General features: G+C 76.1%; 18 protein-coding genes. 6 read left to right on the forward strand and 12 right to left on the reverse strand.

The features are described from left to right. Positions 1–34 precede the first annotated feature (34 nt). The gene (gene ppsA / locus JUB12_RS19290; RefSeq protein ID WP_205697068.1) at positions 35–2338 is read right to left on the reverse strand and encodes a phosphoenolpyruvate synthase; all 2304 of its coding nucleotides are present in this window, start codon (positions 2336–2338) and stop codon (positions 35–37) included. 135 nt (positions 2339–2473) lie between these two features. Between ppsA and JUB12_RS19295 the strand changes: the two genes are divergently transcribed. Further along, positions 2474–3250 (forward strand): universal stress protein, encoded by a 777-nt coding sequence (locus JUB12_RS19295; protein WP_205697069.1) that lies wholly within the window; start codon positions 2474–2476, stop codon positions 3248–3250. Between the two features lie 3 nt (positions 3251–3253). Here JUB12_RS19295 and JUB12_RS19300 read toward each other — a convergent pair whose 3' ends face one another. The 3 genes from JUB12_RS19300 to JUB12_RS19310 form a co-directional block, all read right to left on the reverse strand. Beyond that, a complete protein-coding gene (locus JUB12_RS19300) occupies positions 3254–5836 on the reverse strand; it encodes a bifunctional GNAT family N-acetyltransferase/acetate--CoA ligase family protein (RefSeq protein WP_205697070.1) in 2583 nt (860 codons plus the stop codon). 24 nt (positions 5837–5860) lie between these two features. Continuing rightward, positions 5861–6082 (reverse strand): hypothetical protein, encoded by a 222-nt coding sequence (locus JUB12_RS19305; RefSeq protein WP_205697071.1) that lies wholly within the window; start codon positions 6080–6082, stop codon positions 5861–5863. A 66-nt stretch (positions 6083–6148) separates the two neighbouring features. Further along, positions 6149–6787 (reverse strand): hypothetical protein, encoded by a 639-nt coding sequence (locus JUB12_RS19310; RefSeq protein WP_205697072.1) that lies wholly within the window; start codon positions 6785–6787, stop codon positions 6149–6151. Positions 6788–6894: 107 nt separating this feature from the next. On the opposite strand from JUB12_RS19310, the gene JUB12_RS19315 reads away from it, so the two are divergent. From JUB12_RS19315 to JUB12_RS19325, 3 genes are read left to right on the forward strand one after another with little or no spacing between them, the layout of a single operon-like run. Beyond that, positions 6895–7674 (forward strand): ABC transporter ATP-binding protein, encoded by a 780-nt coding sequence (locus JUB12_RS19315; RefSeq protein WP_205697073.1) that lies wholly within the window; start codon positions 6895–6897, stop codon positions 7672–7674. Continuing rightward, the gene (locus tag JUB12_RS19320) at positions 7671–10226 is read left to right on the forward strand and encodes an ABC transporter permease (RefSeq protein WP_205697074.1); all 2556 of its coding nucleotides are present in this window, start codon (positions 7671–7673) and stop codon (positions 10224–10226) included. The genes JUB12_RS19315 and JUB12_RS19320 overlap by 4 nt, the downstream gene beginning before the upstream one ends. 1 nt (position 10227) lies before the next feature. Continuing rightward, on the forward strand, positions 10228–11538 hold the full coding sequence (locus tag JUB12_RS19325; protein ID WP_241004324.1) for an Nramp family divalent metal transporter: 1311 nt from the start codon (positions 10228–10230) through the stop codon (positions 11536–11538). A 93-nt stretch (positions 11539–11631) separates the two neighbouring features. Here the strand turns inward: JUB12_RS19325 and JUB12_RS19330 are convergent, their stop codons facing one another. After that, positions 11632–12183 (reverse strand): flavodoxin domain-containing protein, encoded by a 552-nt coding sequence (locus JUB12_RS19330; RefSeq protein WP_205697075.1) that lies wholly within the window; start codon positions 12181–12183, stop codon positions 11632–11634. Between the two features lie 29 nt (positions 12184–12212). Then, complete coding sequence (locus JUB12_RS19335) at positions 12213–13427, reverse strand: FAD-dependent oxidoreductase (RefSeq protein WP_205697076.1); 1215 nt, start codon at positions 13425–13427, stop codon at positions 12213–12215. Between the two features lie 135 nt (positions 13428–13562). Between JUB12_RS19335 and JUB12_RS19340 the strand changes: the two genes are divergently transcribed. Beyond that, positions 13563–15299, forward strand: a complete 1737-nt coding sequence (locus tag JUB12_RS19340) for a GAF domain-containing sensor histidine kinase (protein ID WP_205697077.1) — start codon at positions 13563–13565, stop codon at positions 15297–15299. Here the strand turns inward: JUB12_RS19340 and JUB12_RS19345 are convergent. Genes JUB12_RS19345 through JUB12_RS19360 form a run of 4 tightly spaced genes read right to left on the reverse strand, consistent with a single transcriptional unit; the run spans position 15296 to position 19764 of the window. Further along, the gene (locus JUB12_RS19345; protein WP_205697078.1) at positions 15296–16159 is read right to left on the reverse strand and encodes a carbamate kinase; all 864 of its coding nucleotides are present in this window, start codon (positions 16157–16159) and stop codon (positions 15296–15298) included. The genes JUB12_RS19340 and JUB12_RS19345 overlap by 4 nt on opposite strands. Further along, entirely contained in the window at positions 16156–17076 is a 921-nt protein-coding gene (gene argF, locus JUB12_RS19350) for an ornithine carbamoyltransferase (RefSeq protein WP_205697079.1), read from the reverse strand. The genes JUB12_RS19345 and argF overlap by 4 nt, the downstream gene beginning before the upstream one ends. Next, a complete protein-coding gene (locus JUB12_RS19355) occupies positions 17076–18317 on the reverse strand; it encodes an arginine deiminase (RefSeq protein ID WP_205697080.1) in 1242 nt (413 codons plus the stop codon). The genes argF and JUB12_RS19355 overlap by 1 nt, the downstream gene beginning before the upstream one ends. Further along, on the reverse strand, positions 18307–19764 hold the full coding sequence (locus JUB12_RS19360) for an amino acid permease (RefSeq protein WP_205697081.1): 1458 nt from the start codon (positions 19762–19764) through the stop codon (positions 18307–18309). The genes JUB12_RS19355 and JUB12_RS19360 overlap by 11 nt, the downstream gene beginning before the upstream one ends. A gap of 139 nt (positions 19765–19903) precedes the next feature. Here JUB12_RS19360 and JUB12_RS19365 point away from each other — a divergent pair, with 139 nt between their 5' ends. Beyond that, on the forward strand, positions 19904–20551 hold the full coding sequence (locus JUB12_RS19365) for a response regulator transcription factor (RefSeq protein ID WP_205697082.1): 648 nt from the start codon (positions 19904–19906) through the stop codon (positions 20549–20551). On the opposite strand, the gene JUB12_RS19370 is transcribed toward JUB12_RS19365, so the two are convergent. After that, positions 20552–21409: a universal stress protein gene (locus tag JUB12_RS19370; protein WP_205697083.1), complete on the reverse strand. Its 858-nt coding sequence runs from the start codon at positions 21407–21409 to the stop codon at positions 20552–20554. It lies immediately after the preceding gene. Further along, positions 21406–22284 carry a universal stress protein gene (locus JUB12_RS19375; RefSeq protein WP_205697084.1) on the reverse strand — a complete coding sequence of 293 codons (879 nt, stop codon included), beginning with the start codon at positions 22282–22284 and terminating at the stop codon, positions 21406–21408. Before JUB12_RS19375 ends, JUB12_RS19370 begins: the two co-directional genes overlap by 4 nt. Between the last annotated feature and the right edge of the window lie 101 nt (positions 22285–22385).

The following is a 22385-nucleotide window of genomic DNA, read 5'->3' on the forward strand; positions in this document are numbered from 1 at the left end:
CCCTCCTCCGGGCAGGCCAGACCAAACCCCGCGCTCAACCTCGCGCGGCCTCGAGCAGGAGCCGCCGTTCGGCCGCCGCCACGAGCCGGCGCGTGCGGTCCACGACGTCCATGTTCACCGAGATCGCGTCGATGCCCGCCCGGACGAGGAGGTCGGCGTACTCAGGATGCACCGACGGGGCCTGGCCGCAGATCGAGGTCTGCAGACCCAGCGCCCGAGCGTGGCCGATCAGCCGGCGCAGGTACTCCTGGACCGCCGGATCGCGCTCGTCGAAGGTCCCGGCCAGCAGCTCGGAGTCCCGGTCGGCGCCCAGCAGCAGCTGGGTGAGGTCGTTGGACCCGATGGAGATGCCCGCGATGCCGAGGCCGGCGTAGCGCTCGAGCGCGAACAGGACCGAGGGGACCTCGGCCATGACCCAGAGCTCGAAGCCCGGGCGCTCCAGGAGCCCGCTCCGGGCCACGAGGTCCCGGCAGCGCTCGAGCTCGTGCGCGGTGCGCACGAAGGGCAGCATCACGTGGAGGTTCGTGAGCCCGCGGTCCCACACCGTCCGGATCGCGTCGAGCTCGAGACCGAGGACCTCCGGGTCCTGCGTGTAGCGCAGTGCCCCGCGGAACCCGATCATCGGGTTGGCCTCGACCGGCTCGAAGCGGTCGCCGCCCTCGAGGCCACGGAACTCGTTCGTGCGGATGTCGATCGTCCGGTAGGTGATGGGGCGCGGGGCGAAGGCGGTGGCGAAGCACTCGAGGGAGGCGGCCATCCGCGAGGACACCTCCGCGCTCCGGCCCTGCTCGAGCAGGAGGCGGGGATGGGCTCCCTCGAGGGCCTCCAGCACCATGAGCTCCGCCCGAAGCAGGCCGACGCCGTCGACGTCCAGCGCCGCGGCGCGTGCCACCTGCGAGGGCTCGGAGAGGTTGACGAGCAAGCGGGTCCCGGTGACGGGGCCGGGGGTGGCGGCTGCGGCAGCGGGCGCCGGCGACGCGACCGCTGCAGCAGGCTGCGCGCCTCCGGCGACGACCGTCCCACGGCCGGCGTCGACGGTCACCACCTCGCCGTCGCGCAGCCGGCTGGTCGCCTCGCGGGTGCCGACGACGCAGGGGACGCCCAGCTCGCGGGAGACGATCGCCGCGTGGCAGGTCATGCCGCCCGCGTCGGTCACGATCGCCGCGGCGCGGCGCATGAGCGGCACCCAGTCGGGCGCGGTCATGTGCGTGACCAGCACCTCGCCGGCGACGAAGTCGACGCCGTCGGCCAGCGACGCGACGCGCCGGACAGGCCCGGCCGCGACACCGGGCGCCGCCCCCAGGCCACGGACGAGCGGCTCGCCCTCGGGCACGGCTCCCGCCGGCTGGCCGACGCTCGGTGCACCACCTGCCGAGGTGACCGGGCGTGACTGCAGCACCCACACCTCGCCCTCGCGGTCGAAGGCCCACTCGGTGTCCTGCGGGGCGCCGTAGTGCTCCTCGATGCGCACGGCGAGCTCGGCGAGCGTGAGCACCTGGTCGTCGTCGAGGACGGGGGTGAGCGCCTCGTCGCCCTCGAGGGCGCGGACCGTCGTGCCGCCGCCGGGCAGCGGCTCGACCGCCAGCTCCTTGGGCCGGACCTCGCGGGCGACGATCGCGGCCGTCGGCTTGTCCACGACGTAGCGGTCCGGCGAGACGCTGCCCGACACGACGCTCTCGCCGAGCCCGAGCGCCCCCTCGATGACGATGTGGTCCTCGCGGGCCGTGGCGGGGTCGATGGTGAACATCACGCCGGCGCGCGTGGCGTCGACCTGGCGCTGCACGACCACGGCGATGTCCATGCCCGCCTGCGAGAAGCCGCGCTTGGCTCGGTAGAAGACGGTGCGCGCGCCGAACAGCGAGGTCCAGCAGCGGCGGACGGCCTCGACGACGGCGTCGGCGCCACGGACGTTGAGGAACGTCTCGTTCATCCCCGCGAAGGACGCCGACTCGGTGTCCTCGGCGGTCGCCGAGGAGCGCACTGCGACTGGCTCGTCGCCGGCCCCCATCGCCGTGTAGGCGGTGACGACCGCGTCGCGCAGCCACGCCGGGAGGGGTGCCTGCGCCACGAGCCGCTGCGCCCGGCCGGCGGCGGTCTCGAGCGCGGCGGTGTCCTCCACGTCGAGGTCGTCGAGCAGGGCTGCGAGCTCCTCGCGCAGCCCCGACGCCGCGCAGAACGCCGCGTACGCGGGCGCGCCGACGACGAACCCCGGAGGGACCGGGAGGCCGGCCCAGGTGAGCTCGCCGAGGTTGGCCCCCTTGCCGCCGGCCCACGGGACGTCGGCCCGGGTCAGGGCGTCGAAGGGACGGACCGCGTCGACCGCAACGGGCGTGACCATGGCACGACCTTCCCGCCACGGGCGAACCTCGACATCCGCGAGGACTACGTGGACAGGTGGTGGTCGATCGCCGATGGCACGCGGGAGCGGCGGCCCTAGCGTCGCGGCTGACCCACTGACGCCCTAGGAGGGCAGATGCACCACACCATCGTCGTGGCCGGCTCCCGGCCCGGTCCACTGCGCGACGCCTTCGCGCTGGCCGCCGAGCTCGCGCGTCCTCGCGGCGCACGCATCGTCCTGGCGCACGTCGACGTCGGGCTGGACCCGGAGTCGCCGCTGCTCGAGGAGCTCCGCGCGTCCGCGCCCCGCGACCTGCGGGTCGAGACCCGCGTCGTCCTGGCGACCTCGGTCGTCCGGGGCCTCGTGCGCGTCGCGGAGGAGGAGGACGCGGACGTGCTCGTCCTCGGGCCGTCCGAGCTCAGCGCCGTGCGGCGCGTGCTCCAGGGCGACGTCGCGACGGACGCCCTGCGCCAGGTGCCCTGCCCGCTGGCGTGGGCGCCCTCGGGCTACGCTGCGCACGCCCAGCGGCCACGTCGCGTGGCGGTGGCCTGGGCACCCACGCCCGAGGCGGGCGAGGCGCTGGAGTGGGCGGTGCAGCTCGCCGAGCGCACGGCCGCCGACCTCCAGGTGGTGCACGTCGCCGACGACGGCGAGGAGCCCGAGGAGCTCGACCGCCTGCGTCGCGAGGCGTCGCGGCGCGTGCCCACCACGACCCGGGTCGTCGAAGGTGATCCGGTGGTGGAGCTGCGCGAGGGTGTGCCGTGCGACCTGCTCGTGCTGGGGTCCCGGGCACAGAGCCCCCTGCGGCGCGTGACGCTCGGCAGCGTCTCGGCGACCGTCCTGCACCACAGCCGGTGTCCGGTCGTGGTCGTCCCGCGCGGGGTGCACGCCCCGGCCGAGACCGCCGTCTGACGCTCAGGCGGCGTGGAGCCGCACGCGGAGGTCGACGGCGAGCGCGCCCTCCGGGGTGGCCACGAGCGGGTTGCACTCCAGCTCGGCCACCTCGGGGCGGTCGGCCACGAGGTGGCTCATGCGGCGCACGACGTCCTCCACGGCGCGGACATGGACGGCCGTCGCTCCGCGCCAGCCGGCCAGCAGCGGCCAGCTGCGCAGCGCGCGCAGCATCTCGCTGGCCGTGCGCCGGTCGACCGGTGCGAGGTGGACCTGGACGTCGTTCCAGAGCTCGGCGGTGGTCCCGCCCGCGCCACAGAGGACGATGGGCCCGAACGACGGGTGGCTCATGGCACCGACGAGCAGCTCGACGCCCACCGGCACCATCGCCTGCACCTGGAAGCCGGCGACGTGGAGCCCCTGGCCGCCCAGGCTGGCGGAGAGGTCGGTCGCGGCATCGGCCGCGTCGGCCGGGGTGCGCAGGTCAAGGCGCACCGCGCCGTGTTCGGTCTTGTGCACGAGTCCGGGCACCACGGCCTTGACCGCGACGGCGCTGCCGAGCGCCCGCGCGGCGTCACCGACGGCCGAGGGCGTCGGCGCAAGGCGCGCCGTGGCCAGCGGGATCCCGTAGGCGTGCGCCAGCGTGCCCGCGAGCTCGGGGTCCAGCCACCCGGCACCGGCCGCAAGCCCCCGTGCGACCACGGCAGCCCCCGCCGCGCGCCGGATGCCGCGCGGGCGCGCCATGTGCGTGCCGGCGGCAGGTCGGGACTGCGCCCAGCGAGCGACGCGGCCGAGGGCGCGGGCGGCGTCCTCCGGCGTCTCGAGCACGGGCAGGCGCTCGACCAGCGACGCCGGTGGGACCTGCGCCAGGGGCACGGCGACCACCGGCACCCCCAGGTCCGGCGCGCGCGCCGCCACCTCGTCCAGGGTCCCGTCCTCGCGGCCGGCCAGCGGCGGCACGTGGATCGCGATGACGGCGTCGACGCACGGGTCGTCCGCCACGACCTCGAGGGCAGCGCCGTAGGCCGCAGGCGACGCATCGGCGAGGACGTCCACGGGGTTGTCCACGGCAGCGTGCTGCCGGATCCGACGCAGACGCTCGCGCGTGGCGGGACGGGGCCGCGGCAGGCTGAGCCCGGCGTCCTCCGCGGCGTCGGCGCAGGCGATCCCACCACCGCCGGCGTTCGTCAGGACCGCGATCCGCCGACCGCGCGGCCGGCCGCCGCGATCGAGGAGGGCCGCGGTGTCGAGGAGCTCGCGGACCGAGTCCACGCGGATGACGCCGGCGTCGTGCAGGAGGGCGTCGGCCAGCGCGTCGGCGCCTTCGACCAGGGCGCCGGTGTGCGACGCCGCGGCACGCACCCCGGCAGCGGAGCGACCGGCCTTCACCGCCACCACGGGCTTGACCGCGGCGACCTCCCGCGCCGCCTCGGCGAACGCCCGCGGGTTGCCGAACGACTCGAGGTACAAGGCGATGACCCGCGTGCGAGGGTCGTCCGCCCAGAAGCGCACGAGGTCGTTGCTGGAGACGTCGGCCCGATCACCCAGGGAGACGAAGCTCGAGAGCCCCATGCCCCGGCGCGCGGCGGCGTCCATCGCCACGATGCCCACGGCACCGCTCTGGGACGCCAGCGCCACGCCGCCGGGAGGGACGCGCTGGGGGGCGAAGGTGGCGTCGAGCCGCACGTCCGGGTCGGTGTTGACCACACCGAGGCAGTTGGGACCCACCAGGCGCATGCCCGCGCTGCGGCAGACGGCGAGGAGCTCGTCCTGGCGCCGGCGACCGACCAGCCCAGCCTCGCCGAACCCGGCGCTGAGGACGACGAGCGCCCGGACGCCCGCTGCCGCGCAGTCCTCGGCGACGGCGCGGACGCCGTCGGCCGGCACCGCGACGACGGCGAGGTCGACGTCGGCGGGCAGGTCGGTGGCGCGGGCCACCGCCGGGACGCCGGCGACGCGGCTCGCGCGCGGATGGACGGCGTGCAGGGCGCCCGTGAAGCCGACGCCGAGGAGGTTGCGCAGGACCTCACCCCCGACGGAGCCGCGGCGCTCGGAGGCCCCCACGACCGCGATCGCCGAGGGGCGCAGCACGTGGTCCAGGCCGGCGACCGCGGCGCGCCGGTGACGGCGTTCGAAGCGCGCGCGGGCCTCGGGGGTGACGCTTGCGGGCAGCTCGACGTGCACGACCCCCGGCTCGGCCCGGACCGCGACCGGGAGCCCGAGGTCCTCGAGCACCTGCACCACACCGTGCTGCGCCGGTGCCACGCGGGCCGTCAGCAGCCGCAGGCCCTGGGCGCCGGCCTCGGCCACGAGGCGCTCGAGGAGCACGGTCGCCACGCCGCGCCTGCGCCACCCGTCGGCGACGGCGACGGCGAGCTCGGCGCGGCGCGCGCCGCGGGGGGTGAACGACGCATGGCCGACGACCTCCGCCCCGGCGACCGCCACGAGGCCGGTCGACGCTGCCGCGAGCACGTCGCGGACCCCAGGAGCATCGTCGTGCAGGTGCTCGAGCGCGGCGCGGTCCTCGTCGCGGGCGGGGCGGACCTCGACGGCGGCGCCGTCGCGCAGCACCGCGGGGCCGGAGGGCAGGATGGCGGAGGCGGACACCGCTCTGTGCGGCCGGCGGGCGACCTAACGGTCGAGCTCGCGGCGGCGCCGCTCCACGTCGGCCAGCTGGTCCTGGAAGTCGCGCACGGCCTCGCGCAGGCCGGCCGGCACCTCGCCGCCCGGATGGCGCCAGGTCGCACGGTCGCGCAAGCGGCGGACCACCAGCTCGAGGCGGGCTGCCCGGTGCGCCAGCCGGCGGCGCTCGAGGTCGTCGGCCAGCGTGCGCGGCGGGGAGAGGACGGACATGGGCCAGTTGTGCCACGTCGACGTGCGCCGCCCATCCGTGGAGGTCCGCCGTCCTCCTGCGGAGGACTACCGACCGCTCTGGTGCAGGCCGCCCGCCGGCGTGCCGCGGCGGCCGGGCGGTGCGGTGTGCCCCCGCGCGCGCGTCTGCGTCCGCGAGAGGCGCGAGGCCCAGTCGACGCGCACCAGCGCGACGAGCAGGGCGAGCGCCACGACCTGCACCGCGAGGCCGGCCGGCGACGTGAGGCTGTCCCCGAGCGCCCGGCGCGCCGTGGCCTCGTACGCCGTGGCCGCGCCGACGTACCCCGCGTAGCTCACGAGGCGCCCCGCGAAGAACGCGGCAGTGAGCGGCAGGAGCCGCACGCCCGAGAGCCCCGCCGCCACGAAGAGCTGCGCCGAGGGCACGGGGGACAGGGCGAAGAGCGCGAGCCCGGCGAGCGCGCCGGCGCGGTGGGCGAGCAGCCGCTGGCGCAGGGCGTCCATGCCCGCCACGCGCTCGGGCGCCAGCCGACCGCGCAGGCGTCGCGCACCCGTGGCCAGCAGCAGACGGCCGCACGCCGCCGCGACCGCTCCCACGGCCACGGTCGCGGCCACCGGCGGGTCCAGCCACACCGTCAGGCCGACGAGGACCGCCCAGGTCGGAGGGCCGAACGCCGGGAGCAGGTTGACGGCGAAGACCACGGCGGCGGCGACGACCAGCTCCGGCACCGAACCAGCATCCACGGCCGCCGGGACCGCCACATCCGTAGAGCGCCGCAGCGCGACCCGCACCGGGCACGGTGTCCGCGCGCGTCGCCAGCGACGAGGCTCGTCCCATGCCGTCGTCCGTCACGGAGCTGTCCCCCTCCACCGCCCCGCGCGGTGGCGCGTCCGACCCCGTCGTGCGGGGCACCGCGCTCGTGAAGCGCTTCGGCGCCGGAGCCACGGCGGTCGCCGCCCTGCGGGGCGTGGACATCGCCTTCGCCCGCGGCACGTTCACCGCGATCATGGGCCCGTCGGGCTCGGGCAAGTCGACGCTCCTGCACGTCCTCGCCGGCCTCGACCGGCCGACCTCGGGCAGCGTCGAGATCGCCGGCACGCGGCTGGAGGCGCTCGACGACCGCCACCTCACGCTCCTGCGACGCGAGCGCCTCGGCTTCGTGTTCCAGGCCTACAACCTCCTCCCGAACCTCACCGCGGAGCAGAACGTCGTGCTCCCCCTGCGGATCGGGGGCCGCACGGCCGATCCGGCGTGGCTCGAGGAGCTGCTGCAGGCCGTCGGGCTGCAGGACCGCCGCCACCACCGCCCGGCGGAGCTGTCCGGCGGCCAGCAGCAGCGCGTCGCGGTGGCGCGCGCACTGGTGACCAGGCCGGCAGTCGTCTTCGCCGACGAGCCCACCGGCAACCTCGACTCCGTCTCCAGCCGCGAGGTGCTCGCGCTCCTGCGCGACGCGGTCGACCGCCTCGGCCAGACGGTCGTCATGGTCACGCACGACCCGTCCGCGGCGGTCGTGGCCGACCGGGTCGTGTTCCTGGCCGACGGCCGCATCGCGGGCGAGCACGACCACCCGACGATCGACGTGGTCCTCGACCACCTGCGGACGCTCGCGTCGTGATCCGCCTCGCCCTCAGCGGCCTCGCCGAGCGCCGGCTGCGCTCGGTGCTCACCGCCGTCTCGATCCTCCTCGGCGTGGCGATGGTCGCCGGCACCTACGTGCTGACCGACCAGCTGCGCGGGACGTTCACCGACATCACGGAGACCGCGTTCGAGGGCGTCGACGTCAGCATCCAGCCGCGCACGTCGTTCGACTCGGCCTTCGGCGGCACCGCGGTGCTGCAGGACGACGTCGTGGCGCGGGCGGCCCGGGTCCCCGGCGTCGCGCGGGCCCAGGGCAGCCTGACCGAGCGCGGCAACGTCGTCGTGCACGGGAAGGTCATCGAGCCCCAGTACGCGCCGGCCCTGCTGCTCTCGGCCAGCGGCCCGCCGTTCGGCGCCGTCCATGCCGTGCGAGGGCGCCTTCCCCGCGCCTCCGGCGAGGTGGCGGTCAACCGCGCCGTCGCCGACGACGAGGGGCTTGCCGTGGGCGATGCGGTCGGCGTCACCACGCGCACCGGCCGGCGCACCGCACGGCTCGTGGGCGTCGTGGACTACGGCGAGGTCTCGTCGCTGGGCGGCGCGACGCTCGTCGTGGCGACCCTCGCCGACGTCCAGCGCTGGTCGCGCCGGGCGGGGCAGGTCACCGAGGTCTCCGTGGCGGTGGCGCCCGGGGTGTCGCCCGACGAGGTCGCACGGCGCATCCAGCGGGTCATGCCGCGGGACGCCGAGGTGCGCACCGGCCTGCGGGCCGCGTCCGAGGAGGGCCGCAAGGCCGCCGACTCCATCACCGGCTTCCTCACCCCGGCCATGCTGGCGTTCGCCGCGGTCGCGCTGGTCGTCGGGGGCTTCGTGATCTTCAACACCTTCCGGATCACCGTCGCCCAGCGCACGCGCGAGTTCGGGCTCCTGCGAGCCGTCGGAGCGACGCGCCGCCAGCTCCTGGGCGCCGTCGTCGTCGAGGCGCTCGTGCTCGGCGCAGCGGCGTCCGTCGCCGGCATCGGCCTCGGCGTCGGCCTCGCCGAGCTGGCGGGCCGGCTCTTCGAGAGCGCCTGGGGCATGCCCCACGGCGCGCTCGAGCTGCGCCCGCGCACGGTCGTGGCCGCGCTGGGCGTCGGCCTCGGGGTGACGCTGCTCTCGGCCATCGCGCCGGCGCTGCGCGCGACGCGCGTGCCGCCCATGGCCGCGCTGCGCCAGGACGCGGTCCCCGTCCACGCGCGCCACCCGCGGCTGCGCGCCGCCGTCACCGCCGCGGTGGCGCTCGGGGGGCTCGCGCTCGTGGCTCAGGGCCTGACGTCCGACGCCGCGGCGACCGACCGCCTGGCGTCGATGGGCATGGGCAGCATGCTGCTCTTCGCCGCCGCGGCCCTCGCGGCGCGCCACGTCGTGGGACCGCTCGTGCAGCTCGTCGGGCGCCCGCTGCGGCGCATGGGCGGCGGCACCGGCGAGCTGGCGGCCGAGAACGCGGCAGCCGACCCGTCGCGCACCGCGGTGACCGCCGCCACGCTCCTGGTCGGCCTCGCGCTGGTCGTGTTCGTCGCCGTGCTCGCGCAGGGCCTGCGCGGATCGGTCTCCTCCGGCGTCGAGGACCGCCTGACCGGCGCGGCGCTCCTGGTCTCGAGCAGCAGCTCGACCACGCCGCTGCCCGACGGCGCCGCCGCCGCGGCGCAGGTGGCCGAGCCGGGACGGGTCATCCCGATGCACGTCGACCAGGTCGAGGTCGACGGCGCGCCCGTCAACCTGGTGACCGACGTCGTCAGCGGCGTCGACGGCCGGCGGTTCGCCGAGGTGTACCGGGCGCAGTGGCTGGAGGGCTCCGACGCGACGCTGCGCGACCTGGGGCCGGGGGAGGCGCTGGTGGAGGAGCAGTTCGCCAAGCAGCACCACCTGCGCGTCGGCCAGCGCTTCACCATCGAGACGTCGAGCGGGCGGCGGAGCACCGTGCGCGCCGTCGGACGCTACCGCGACCCCGCGGTGCTCCAGGGCATGGTCGTCGACGAGGCGACGTTCGCCCGGGCCTCCGTGGCCGCGGACCCGTGGCTGCTCTACGTGCTCCTGCGCCCGGGTGAGGACCCCGACGTGGTCGACGCTCGCGTGACCGAGGCGCTCTCCGCCTTCCCGACCGCCGAGGTCCGGACCATGGACGAGTACCTGGACTTCGCGCTTGGCGAGGTGGACCAGATGGTCGTCCTGCTCTACGCGCTGCTGGCGATGAGCCTCCTGATCGCGGTGTTCGGCATCGCCAACAGCCTCTTCCTCGCCATCCACGAGCGCACCCACGAGCTCGGCCTGCTGCGCGCCGTCGGCGCCACGACCGGCCAGGTCCGCGCGCTCGTCCGGTTCGAGAGCGTGGTCATCGCGGCCATCGGCGGCGTCCTGGGCACCGCGGTCGGCGTGGCCCTCGCGTGGCTCACGACCATGGCGCTGCACGACTGGGGGCTGGGCTTCCACCTCCCGGTGGGCCAGTTGGCGCTGTGCCTCGCGCTCGGACTGGGCGTGGGCATCGTCGGCTCCGTGGCTCCGGCACGGCGCGCAGCGCGCGTCGACCTCCTCCGTGCGCTGACGGCGGAGTAGCGTGGCCGCGCACGCGCGGCGTCGTCGCCACGTCCCACAGGGACGCCACCTCCAGTTCCGCCTGGGCCGCCTGCGCCGGGCCGCCCGGCCGCCCGCGGGCGCCCTCGCGCTCCTCGCCGTGGTCGGTCCGGGCCTCCTCGCCGGGTTGTCGGACGACGATCCGGCCGGCATCACGACGTACTCGGTCCTGGGCGCCGAGCACGGCTACCGCCTGCTCTGGGTGCTCGTGGCGTCGACCGTGGCCCTGGTCGTCTTCCACGAGCTCGCCGTGCGCATCGGCGTCGTCACCGGCAAGGGCCTCCTCGAGCTGGTGCGGGCCCGCCACGGCCGCCGGGCCGCGCTCCTGGTCGCCGGCACGCTCGTCGTCGCGAACACGGCGACGATGGCCGCCGAGTTCGCCGGCGTGGCAGCCGCGGCCGACCTGCTCCACCTCGGCCCGCGCTGGGTCGCCGTGCCCGCGGCGGCCGTGCTCGTGACGGGGCTGGTGCTCGCGGAGTCGTTCCACCGCGTGGAGCACGTGCTGCTCCTGCTCAGTGCCGTCTTCGTCGCCTACGTCGTGGCGGGCGTGCTGGCCGAGCCCGACTGGGCGGCGGCGGGGCGCGGAGCGGTCGTCCCGTCGCTGCCCGGGACGAGTGACGGGCTGCTCGCCGTGACGGCGACGGTGGGCACGACGCTGGCCCCCTGGGGCCTGGCGTTCGTGCAGTCCTACGCCGTCGACAAGCGCCTCACGCCGGCGGACCTGCGCCTCGAGCGGGTCGACGTCGTCGCGGGCGCCGTGCTCACCGGCGTGATCGGGGCGTTCATCGTCATCGCCTGTGCCGCGACGCTGCACGTCCAGGGCGTCGAGGTCGACGGCTTCCGCGACGCGGCGACGGCGCTCGAGCCGCTGGCGGGTCACCTCGCGGCGACGCTCTTCGGCGTGGGCATGCTGGGCGCGGCCCTGCTCGCCGCCTCCGTCGTCCCCCTCTCCACCGCGTACTCGGTGGCCGAGGCGGTGGGCTCGGAGGCGCGCCTGGACGACCGCCCGGCGCAGGCCCGGACGTTCTACGCGACGTTCGCGGCGACGGTCGCGGCCGGCGCCGGCGCCGTGCTCGTGCCCGGCGTCCCGCTCATCACCCTGCTCGTCCTCTCCCAGGCGCTCAACGCCGTCCTCCTGGTCGTGGTGCTCCCCGTCCTGCGGCGACTGGGCAGCGACCGCGCGCTCATGGGCGAGCACGCGCTCGGACGGGCGGGCAGGGCGGTGACCGCGCTGGTCCTCGTGGCGGTCGTCGGGTGCGTGGGGGCGCTCGGGGCGCTGACCCTCGCCGGCTGACTCACCGCGCCATGACCCGGGCCCGGACGCGAGACGGCCGCCGGGAGGGGGGCCCGGCGGCCGTCGTGGCGGACTGCTGAGGTAGGAGGACGCTCAGCCCGCCGGCACGCGTGCCATCCGGCCCGCGAGCTCGGTGCCGACCTGGTCCAGTGCGACCCAGTCGGTGTACACGACGTCGTCGTGCACGTCGGTCGGCGCGCCGTGGTGGCGCGCGATGAGGCGCATGAGCACCCGTGTGGCGACGTCGTACTCGCGCCACTGCAGCGCCCCGGCGACGGCGTGGTGCTCGTCGGGCTTCCAGCCCGTGTCGATGAGGAAGTCCTCGATGAGGCGCCGGGTGGTGTCCCGCGAGTCGTCGGTGTCGTCCGCCGCCGTCAGGGACACCGACAGGAACGTCGAGGGTCGCGAGCTCAGCAGGGTGTGGTGGCGACGGACCCACTGCGTCATGGCGCGCTGGTGCTGACCGGCGTGCACGGAGGCCGCGACGACGTAGCCCTCGTAGGTGGACGGGTCCGGCACGGTCTCGTGCTCGACGTCGGCGAGGTGGGCCTCGACGCCCTGACGCTCGAGCGCCTGGGCGACGCGCGTGGCGACGTCGCGGGTGTGGCCGTGCTTCGAGGCGAAGACGACGAGGGCGCGGGACATGGACATCTCCTCGGTGGGGCGGACGGGGCTCAGCGCAGCAGCTCGATGCCGCCGAGCGGATCGCCCTCGGCGTGGACGACGCGGACGTCGCGCTCGGCAGGGTCGTCGTGCAGCTCGGCGTGGGCGAGCCACGCGGCGACGTGCGGGGCGACGACCTTGGCGGGCGGCCACCAGAGCGGATGCCCGGCGGTCAGCGAGGCGTCCTCCGGCCGCTCGGGGCCGGTGCCGCTGCGCAGGAACAGCGAGTCGGCGCCGGTCAGGAGCTCGGCGCGCAGGACCGGGTCGAAGATGCGGTCGGGCTGGTCGGCGCCGGCGGCGCGGGCGATGTCCGCCGCCGCGACCTCCGCCAGCTGCGCGGCCACGCCGCCCTGCTTGATCGGGCAGGTCGTGCCGTCGCCCGCCGCCCACACGCCGTCGGCGCCGGTGACGCGGCCGTGGTCGTCGATCGGCACGAAGCCCTCGTCGTCCCAGGGCAGGCCGGGCAGCGCGCGACCGCGCAGGCGTCCGAGGACGACGACGCGCTGGGCCTCGTCGAGCACCTGCCCGGCGCCGTCGAGCACGCGCCGGCCGGCGACGCCGGTGACGGTGGTGGCGGGGCGCACGTCGATGCCCGCCGCGGCGAGCCGGTCGGCGACCGCCGCCGAAGCCTCGCCGCCGAAGACCGCCAGCGGCGACGGCTCGGGCGTGAAGATCGTCAGCGAGAGGTCGTCGAGGCACAGCGAGCTGGCGCGCTCGGCGAGCATCAGGGCGAGCTCGTAGAGCGGCAGCGGCCATGTCGTGCCGCCCGGGACGACGAAGGCGACGTGCGTGGACCACCCGCCCTCGACGTCCTGGACGAGCCCGTGGACCGCCTCGACGTCCTGGGGACCGCGGAACAGCAGCCCGCCCGTGAAGGGGGCGTCGGCGACGGCGCCGGTCGCCGCGAACAGCGCGTCGTACTCGAGGCGCGAGCCGCCGGAGAGGCGGATCACGCGCTCGCGGGTGTCGACGGAGAGCACCGCCGCCTGGACGAAGCGGGCACCATGCGCCTCGCACGCCGAGGCCAGCGACCACGCACGCGAGCCGGGCTGCGCGAAGGGCTGGCGGACGGACAGGGCGCGCAGGCGGAAGCTCGGGTCGGGGGAGACGAGCGTGACCTCCACGCGCGGGCCGGCCATGGCGGTCAGGGCGAGCATGGCCTCGAGGCCGGCGACGCCGCCGCCGGCGATGACCACGCGATGCGGGGAGGACGGGAGATCGGGCATGGGTCGACGGTAGGTCCGGGCCGGGGCGCCGGCGTCCGCACCATCCCCGCGATCCCCTCGGTAGTTGCTCCCGATCCGCGGGCCGCGTGCCCCCGCGCGTGGAGAGGCTGCGGCGCCGGAGGTACGATCGACGGCGTGTCGTCTCCCCCTGGCTCGACGCCGCCCGCGTCGTCCGCGGACGACGTGGCCGCGGCACATCCCGGACGAGCCCTCCCGGCCTCGGCGGAGGCCCTGCTCTCCGCTGCCCGCTCGATCGTCACCGAGCTCGACCTCGACGCCGTCCTGGAGCGCCTGCTCGACGCCGCCATCGACACGACCGGCGCGCGCTACGCCGCGATCGGCGTGCTCGACGAGTCGCGCAGCAGCCTCGAGCGCTTCGTCACCCGCGGCATCCCGGAGGCCCAGGCGGCGCACATCGGGGACCTTCCCCGGGGCCGCGGGATCCTGGGCCTGCTCATCAAGGACGACCCCCGCCCGCTGCGGCTGTCGTCCGTCAGCCGTCACTCGCACTCCTACGGCTTCCCGCCCGGCCACCCGCCGATGGAGCGCTTCCTCGGCGTGCCGATCCTCATCCGCGGCGAGCCCTGGGGCAACCTGTACCTCACCGACAAGGTCGACGCCGAGTTCGACGACGAGGACGAGCGCGCCGCGATGCTCCTGGCCGAGTGGGCGGCGGTCGCCGTCGACAACGCCCGCCAGTTCCAGCGCAGCGAGCGGCGACGGGTCGAGCTCGAGCGCGCCACGCAGACCCTCGAGGTCACGACGGAGATCGCCCGGGCGGTCGGCGGCGAGACCGACCTCGACAAGGTCCTCGAGCTCCTGGTCAAGCGGGCCCGCGCGCTCGTCGACGCCCGCGCCGTGGCGATCGCGCTCGTCGACGACGCCGACCTGGTGTTCGCCGCGGGCGCGGGGTTCTTCGACCAGGAGGCGGTGGGCACGCGCGCACCGCTCGACCGCAGCGTCCTCGCCCGCGCCATCAGCGGCCTGCGGCCGACGCGCAGCGACGACGTCGAGCTGCGCCGCCCGTGGGAGCGCAACGCCTTCGGCGAGGAGCACGCCGACACGCTGCTCGCCGTGCCGCTCGTCTCGAAGGGCCGGGCGCTGGGCGCGCTGCTGGCGGTCGACCGCACCGACCCCGCGCTCGGCGGCTTCACCCCGGACGACGCCCGCCTGCTCGCCGCCTTCGGCGCCAGCGCCGCCACCGCGGTGGCCACCGCCCAGGCGGTGGCCGACGACCGCGTGCGCGAGGCGATCGGCGCCGGCGAGCGCGAGCGCACCCGGTGGGCCCGCGAACTGCACGACGAGACGCTGCAGGAGCTCGCGGCACTCGCGATCCACCTGACCTCCCTCAAGCGCCGGGACGACGTCCCGGCCATCAAGCAGGGCATCGACGTCGGCCTCGAGAAGGTCCAGGCGCAGATCACCTCGCTGCGCCGGCTCATCACCGACCTGCGGCCCGCCGACCTCGACGAGCTCGGGCTCGAGGCGGCGCTGCGCGCGCTCGCCGACCGCCACCGCGACCTGCCCGGCAGGGCGCCGGAGATCGCGCTCGACCTGCCGGCCGCGCCGTCGCTCGAGGGGCGCCTCGCCACCGAGATCGAGACGACGATCTACCGCCTGGCCCAGGAGGCGCTGGGCAACGTCGTCAAGCACGCCGGCGCGTCGCGGGTGGTCCTGCGCCTCGCCCACACCTCGGGCCGGGTCGAGCTCGAGGTGGCCGACGACGGCAGCGGCTTCGACCGCGAGCGACCGACGTCGGGCTTCGGGCTGGTCGGCATGCGCGAGCGCGCGGAGCTGCTGGGCGGGAGCTTCGAGCTCGCCACGAGCGAGGAGGGGACGCGGGTGCGCGCCGTCCTGCCGGCCCGCCGCTAGCGCGGCGCCACGACGAGCTCGGGCACCACCTGCGTGCCGGAGGTCCCGCGCAGGAGCGCCCCCGCGTCCTCGAGCGCGCCGATGGCCGCCCGCCCGCCGGCCTGCGCGAAGCGCCGGGCCGCCTCGACCTTGGGCCCCATGGAGCCCGCAGGGAAGCGCTCGGCGTCGAGCATCGCCGGCGTCACCCGCTCCAGGCGGTGGCTGTCGGGCGTGCCCCAGTCCCCGTAGACGCCGTCGACGTCGGTGAGCAGCAGCAGCACGTCCGCGCCCAGCCGGTCGGCCAGGAGCGCCGCCGCCAGGTCCTTGTCGACAACCGCTTCGACGCCGCGCAGCCGGCCGTCCTCGGCGCCGCGGGCGACGGGCACGCCGCCGCCGCCGGCGCAGATCGGCAGGACCCCGTGGTGGAGCAGCGCACGGATCGCCGGCTCCTCAACGACCTCGAGCGGCTCGGGCGAGGCGACGAGGCGCCGGCGCCCGTTCGAGGAGGCGGGGCCGATGGGCTTGGTCGGCACGGCGAACGCCGGGTCGTCGAGGTCCACGAGGGTCTGGGTCAGCACCCCCGCGACCGGCTGGGCGACGACGTTGCCGAGCTCCTGGCACAGGAGGTAGCCGACCATCCCCTCGGACTCCGCGCCGACCACGTCGAGCGGCGAGGGCGCCACGTCGCGCAGCGCCGCCGCCTGGAGGGCGAGCAGACCGACCTGCGGCCCGTTGCCGTGCGTGACGACCAGCTCGTGGTCCCGGGCGACCTCGGCCAGCGCGAGCGCGGCCAGGGCGGCGTTGCGCCGCTGGGCCGCCACGCCGAGCGGCTCGCCGCGCCGCAGGAGCGCGTTGCCGCCCAGCGCGGCGACGACCCTCATGCCCCGCCCCATCCGGTGACCAGCGCGTGCAGGACTGCCTGCTCGGTGGGGAGGCGGTTGGCCGCCTGCTCCCACACCAGGCTCTGTGGCCCGTCGATGACCGTGGCGGCCACCTCCTCGCCGCGGTGCGCCGGCAGGCAGTGCAGGAACACCGCTTCGGGGAGCGCCTGAGCGAGGAGCTCGGGGGTGACCTGGAAGTCCTGCAGGTCGCGCCGGCGGCGCTCGGCGTCGGCCTCGTCGCCCATCGACACCCAGACGTCGGTGTAGACCGCGTGCGCGCCGCGGACGGCGCGCGCAGGGTCGTCGTGGACCTCGGCGCCCGTGGCTGCCGTGATCGCCGCGTCGGGCGCGTAGCCCTCGGGTGCCGCCACCGCGACGTGGGCACCAGCGAGCGCCGCGGCCTCCACGAGCGAGTGGCAGACGTTGGACCCGTCGCCGATGTAGGCGATGCGCAGTCCCTGCAGCCTGCCGAAGTGCCGCCGCAGCGTCAGCAGGTCGGCGAGGGCCTGGCACGGGTGGTGGTCGTCGGTCAGGGCGTTGACCACCGGGACGTCGGACGCGGCGGCGAGCGCCTCGACCTCGCGCTGGGCGAACGTGCGCACGACGATCGCCGAGCAGTAGGAGGCGAGGACGCGCGCGGTGTCCTCGAGCGGCTCGCCGCGACCGAGCTGCAGCTCGTCGGGCCGGAGCATGATCGGCAGCCCCTCGAGCCGGTGGACCGCCGCCTCGAAGGACACGCGGGTGCGCGTCGACGGCTTGGCGAAGTAGCAGGCGACCGACCGCCCGGCCAGCGAGCCGGCCAGCGCCCAGGGGCGATCGCGCAGCACGTCCGACAGCTCGAGCAGGTGCTGCAGGTCGGCCGGGGAGAGGTCGGCGATCCGCAGCAGGTCGACCGGCCGCGTGGCGACGGCGCCCATCACGCCACCGCCTCGCGCACCACGGGGCACGACATGCAGCGGGGGCCGCCGCGGCCACGGCCGAGCTCGGCGCCCGGCACCGTGATCACCTCGACGCCGGCGCGACGCAGGCGCGTGTTCGTGTCGACGTTGCGCTCGTAGGCGACGACGACGCCCGGCGCCAGCGCCAGGACGTTGTTGCCGTCGTCCCACTGCTCGCGCGCCGCCTCGTAGCGGTCGCCCCCGGTCTCCAGGAAGCGGACCTCCGGGACGCCGACGGCCTCGGCGAGCACCCGTCCGAGGTCGTCCTCGGCGCGGACGACCAGCCCGTGGTCGCCCTGTTCGAGCACGTAGGGCCGCAGCGCGGGACGGACGTCGGGGTAGATCGTGAAGAGGTCGCGGTCGACCATCGTCATGACCGTGTCGAGGTGCATCGCCCAGCGGGCGGACGGCAGCGACAGCGCGACGACGCGGTCGGCGGTCCCCGCGTGCAGCAGGCGGCGCGCCAGGAGCTCGACCGCCGCCGGGCTCGTCCGCTCGCCCATGCCGATGACCACCGAGCGCCCGCCCACCACGAGGACGTCACCGCCCTCCAGCTCGGCGGGCCCGCCCAGGTCGTGCTCCCAGCGCGCGAACAGGGCGTCGGCGAACAGCGGGTGGTGGCGGTAGATCGCCGCCACGTGGACGGCCTCCCGCCGCCGCGCGCGCTTGGCCATCTGGTGCACCGTGACGCCGCCGTAGACCCACGCCGACGTGTCCCGGGTGAACAGGTGGTTGGGCAGCGGCGTCAGGACGAACCCGTTCGGGCGCAGCACCAGCTCGGGCAGCGCCCCGGTCGAGAAGGGCAGCTCGTCGACGGCGACGCCGCCGACGAGCCGCGTGGCGAGCTCGTCGGAGGGGAGGCCGGCGAGCCAGTCGCGCAGCTCGGCGCCCAGCGTCCGGCCGGCGCGCAGGTGCTCCATGGTCCCGTCGAGGACCTCGCGTCGCCCGGCCTCGAGGTCGAGCGTCTCGCGCAGGAGGTCGTGGAGGAGGAGCACCTCGACGTCGTGCGAGCGCAGCACGTCGGCGAGGACGTCGTGCTCCTGCCGGGCCCGGGAGACCCACAGGACGTCGTCGAAGAGCAGCTCGTCCTTGTTGGTCGGCGTCAGGCGCTCGAGCTCGAGCCCCGGCCGGTGCAGGATGACCCGCCGCAGCCTGCCGACCTCCGAGTCGACGCGCAGCGCCGGGGCGACGGTCGTCGCGCGGGTGGTCTCAGCGCGCATGGGGGGCCTCCTCGCCGGTGGTGAGGGCCGGGTCCTTGGCCTCGACGCCGACGGCGACGAGCGCCTCGGCGCGGACGATCCGCTGCCCGCCGTCGACGGCCGCCGGCGCCGAGCGCTGGTTCCACCAGCGCACGCCGACGTAGACCGGGATGCCGCACAGCAGCAGGACGAAGCCCTTCGCGATGACGTCCTGACCGGCGCCGGCGATCGCCCACACCGAGTAGGCGAAAGCCAGCGTGGCGACCACGCCGTCGCGCAGCAGGTGGCGGCCGACGAAGCTCGCGCGGTCGGTGACCATCAGGTGCACCTGCGCCGCGGCGGAGTACGCGTAGGGCACGAGCGTCGTGAGCGTCGCCAGGAGGATCACGAAGGTGAAGGCGTCGACCAGGCCCTTCGTGTAGTTCATGAGCATCAAGGCGGTCACCAGGACCGACGAGACCACGAGCCCGAAGACCGGCGTGCGGCGCTCGCCGTGGACCTTGGCGAACTGGGGCGGGAAGAGCCCGTCCTCCGCAGCGGCCAGCGGCACGCGGCCCTGGAGCAGGATCCACCCGTTCAGGGCTCCGAAGGTCGAGACGAGGGCGACCAGCGCGATGGCCTTGTCCCAGCCGCCGCCGAACACCTGGCCCGCGGCGTCGGCGAAGGGGCTCGTCGACTGCGCCAGCTCGTCGGCCGGGATGATGCCCATGATCGCGACGGTCGCCACGACGTACACGAGCGTCGCCAGGGCGGTGCCGATCATCGTCGCCCGCGGGATCGTGCGCTCGGGGTCCTTGACCTCCTCGGCCGGCACGGTCGCCGACTCGAGGCCGATGAACGCCCACAGGGTCAGCGTCGCGGCCGACGAGATGGCGGCGCCCTCGCCGTGCGGGGCGAAGGGCTCGAAGTTCGCGCTGTCGACGAAGAAGATGCCGACGAGGGCGATGACCGCGAGCGGCACGAACTTCAGGACGGTCGTGACGACCTGGACCTGGCCACTGGGCTTCGTGCCGAGGACGTTGATCGCGGTGACCAGCCAGATGACGGCGATGCCGACGAGCGCCGCGAGGAGCTGGTCGTCGCCGAGCGCCGGCCAGAACACCGCGAGGTAGCCCACGAAGGCGACGGCGATCGCCGCGTTGCCGGCCCACACGGCGATCCAGTAGCCCCAGGCGGTCTGGAAGCCGGCGAAGTCGCCGAACGCGCGGCGGGCGTAGGCATAGGGGCCGCCGGTGCGCGGGAAGCTGCGGCCGAGGCCGGCGAACACCCAGGCGAGCAGCATCGCGCCGGCGCCGGTGAAGACCCAGCCGAGGATGGAGATGGGTCCGGCCGCGTCGGCCAGCGACGCGGGCAGCAGGAAGACGCCGGAGCCGATCATGTTGCCGACGACGAGGGCCGTGGCCATCCACAGGCCCATCGAGCGCTTGAGGCGCGGCCGCTCGTCGGCGGCGCGGGAGGGGGGTCGCATGAGCTCGTCCTTCTGGTGGGAGACGGTGCGTCCCGAGGGTGTCCGACGCAGGACCCCCGGTCCTCGGCACCCTCCACGCGACCAAGATCCGCATGCACGACGGATCCGGGGTCCGTGCTGGGGCGTAGGCTCGCCCTCCATGGAGACGCTGACTGTCGTCCTCGCGGACGACCACGAGATCGTGCGCGACGGCCTGCGCCTGCTCCTCGACGGCGAGGAGGACCTCGAGGTCGTCGCCGAGGCCGGCACGGTGCCCGACGCGCTGCGCTACGTGCGAGGCCACAAGCCCGACGTGCTCGTGCTCGACCTCAACATGCCGGGCGGCAGCTCCCTCGACGCCCTGCCTGAGGTCTTCGAGGCCTCGCCGGACACCGCGGTGGTGGTCCTGACCATGCAGAGCTCTCCCGACTACGCGCGCAAGGCGCTGCGGGCCGGCGTGCGGGCCTACGTCCTCAAGGAGGCGGCCGGCGGCGAGCTCGTGGAGGCGATGCACGCGGCCGTCTCCGGGCGCACCTACCTCACGCCGAGCCTCGGCGCCCGGCTGGCGGCAGAGCCCGACGACCAGGGTCCGCCGGACGGCCTGACGCCGCGCGAGGCGGAGATCGCCGGGCTCCTGGCCCTCGGCTACACCAACGCCGAGATCGCCGAGCGCCTGGTGCTGAGCCGGCGCACGGTGGAGACCCATCGCGCGAGCCTCCAGGGCAAGCTCGACATCACCACGCGCGCGGAGCTCGTGCGCTACGCGTTCTCCCACGGGCTCGTCGCCCTCGAGGACGACGCCGGCTGATCAGGGGCTGCGCCTGGTCCACGTCGCCGTGGTGAGCCCGAGCGGCGTGGCGCTGCGGCGGCGCGCGCGGGCGGGGACCACGAGGACGGGGCAGACGGGGTCGTCGACGAGCTCGGTGGAGACGCTGCCCAGGACCGCGCCGAGCAGCCGCCCCCGGCTCCGCGATCCGCACGCGAGCAGGTCGAGGTCCTCGCACGCGGCGCGCAGCTCGCGTCCCGGCCGGCCACGCAGCAGGCGCGTCTCCACCTCGACGCCGGCGGTGGTGGGGACGGCGGCCGTCGCGCGCGCGAGGTCGTCGATCGTGCGCGAGACGGTGAGGCCGTCGGCGACGGTGAGGATGCGCACGACGCCACCGCCCAGGCTCGCCAGCTGCGCGGCGGCGGCGAGGGCCAGGCGGCTCGGCGCCGAGCCGTCGTAGGCCACGCCGAAGGTCCGGGGCACGTCGGGCACGAGCAGGGCGTCGCTCGGGGCCACGACCACCGGGCACGACGCCCCCTGGAGCACTCGCGAGGCGACCGCGCCGCGCAGGTCCGGACCGACGACGACGAGGCACGCGTCACGCGCGACGGCCTCGTCGCGCAGCGCCTCGGCGACGTCGACCGCCGGCAGGGGCACCACGTCGACGTCGACGTCGGCGGCCAGCAGCGCGCGTGCCTGCTCGAGGCGCTCCTCGGCGCGCTCCTCGCGTCGCAGGTTGCCCGGGTCGGGCACGGCGCGAGCGGTGAGGGCGGCCGGGGCGTAGTGGAAGGCGCACGCCACGGTGAGCTCGACGCCCAGGCGCCCCGCGAGCCGCTCCGCCGTGCGCAGGGGACCGAAGCTGTGACCGTCGTGGGCGACGAGGACCCCGTGGACGCTCACAGGACCACCTGCGCGCGCTCGGGGAGCGTCCCGGCGACGTCGGCCTCCACGGGACGCGGGACGACGAGGACCGGGCACGGCGCGTGGTCGGCCAGGGCGCGCGACACGCTGCCGGCCAGCACGGCGTGCAGCGGCCCGTACGCGCGCGACCCGCAGACGAGGACGTCCACGCCGTCGGCACAGGCCTCGAGGATGCTCGGCACGGCGTGGCCGCGCACCACGCGCACCTCGGCGCCGAAGCTCGAGGCGAAGGCCTGCAGCTCCTCCTCGAGGTCGAGGGCCGCCTTGACGTCCGCCGCGAGCATCGCCGTGTCCCACCCGCCGCCGAGCAGCGGCTCGGCCACGGCGACGAGCACCAGCCGGGTGTGGAGCGCGGCGGCGAGGTCGCGGGCCATGTCGAGCGCCGCGTGCGACTCGGGGCGCCGGTCGTAGGCCACGGCGATCGTGCGCAGCTCCCGGTCGCCCTGCTCGGGCGGGACCACGAGCACCGGGCAGGGGGCCCCGTGCAGCAGCCGCTCGCCGACGCTGCCAGGGGCGAGGCGTCCGAGCGGCCCGTGGTGGGTGGTGCCGACGACGACGAGGCTCGCCTGCTCCTCCTGGGCGACCTCGGCCAGTGCGCGGGCGGGGCCGCCGCCGCGCACGACGCGGGTGACGCCGGCCGGGACCTCGAGCGCGCCGAGCAGCCCCTCGGCCGCGGCGCGGGCCTCCTCCTCCAGCGCGTGCTCGGTGCCGGGCAGCAGCAGGTGCGCGGCGGTGGCGTGGGCCGTGACGACGACGAGCTCGGCCCCCGCGGCGCGCGCCAGGCGATGGGCGAGGGTGACGGCGGCGAGCGCCGCGTCGCTGCCGTCGTAGCCGGCGATGAAGGTGCGGGTCATGGACGGCGACGCTACGGGCGCTGCTCGCCGGCGCCATCGGGGTCGAGCGCCCAACCGGGGTCCGTAGGTCTTGCGGAGCGAGAGGGCGCTCGCTGCCGATG

Source organism: Conexibacter sp. SYSU D00693, from assembly GCF_017084525.1.
Classification (GTDB): Bacteria; Actinomycetota; Thermoleophilia; order Solirubrobacterales; family Solirubrobacteraceae; genus Baekduia.

Bases quoted from the DNA above. Each gene is read 5' to 3' on its own strand.
- JUB12_RS19360 (WP_205697081.1), bottom strand. From the start codon at position 19,764: ATGCGACCCCCCTCCCGCGCCGCCGACGAGCGGCCGCGCCTCAAGCGC.
- JUB12_RS19345 (WP_205697078.1), bottom strand. From the start codon at position 16,159: ATGAGGGTCGTCGCCGCGCTGGGCGGCAACGCGCTCCTGCGGCGCGGC.
- JUB12_RS19375 (WP_205697084.1), bottom strand. From the start codon at position 22,284: ATGACCCGCACCTTCATCGCCGGCTACGACGGCAGCGACGCGGCGCTC.
- JUB12_RS19295 (WP_205697069.1), top strand. From the start codon at position 2,474: ATGCACCACACCATCGTCGTGGCCGGCTCCCGGCCCGGTCCACTGCGC.
- argF (WP_205697079.1), bottom strand. From the start codon at position 17,076: ATGGGCGCCGTCGCCACGCGGCCGGTCGACCTGCTGCGGATCGCCGAC.
- ppsA (WP_205697068.1), bottom strand. From the start codon at position 2,338: ATGGTCACGCCCGTTGCGGTCGACGCGGTCCGTCCCTTCGACGCCCTG.
- JUB12_RS19335 (WP_205697076.1), bottom strand. From the start codon at position 13,427: ATGCCCGATCTCCCGTCCTCCCCGCATCGCGTGGTCATCGCCGGCGGC.
- JUB12_RS19330 (WP_205697075.1), bottom strand. From the start codon at position 12,183: ATGTCCCGCGCCCTCGTCGTCTTCGCCTCGAAGCACGGCCACACCCGC.
- JUB12_RS19305 (WP_205697071.1), bottom strand. From the start codon at position 6,082: ATGTCCGTCCTCTCCCCGCCGCGCACGCTGGCCGACGACCTCGAGCGC.
- JUB12_RS19315 (WP_205697073.1), top strand. From the start codon at position 6,895: ATGCCGTCGTCCGTCACGGAGCTGTCCCCCTCCACCGCCCCGCGCGGT.
- JUB12_RS19355 (WP_205697080.1), bottom strand. From the start codon at position 18,317: ATGCGCGCTGAGACCACCCGCGCGACGACCGTCGCCCCGGCGCTGCGC.
- JUB12_RS19365 (WP_205697082.1), top strand. From the start codon at position 19,904: ATGGAGACGCTGACTGTCGTCCTCGCGGACGACCACGAGATCGTGCGC.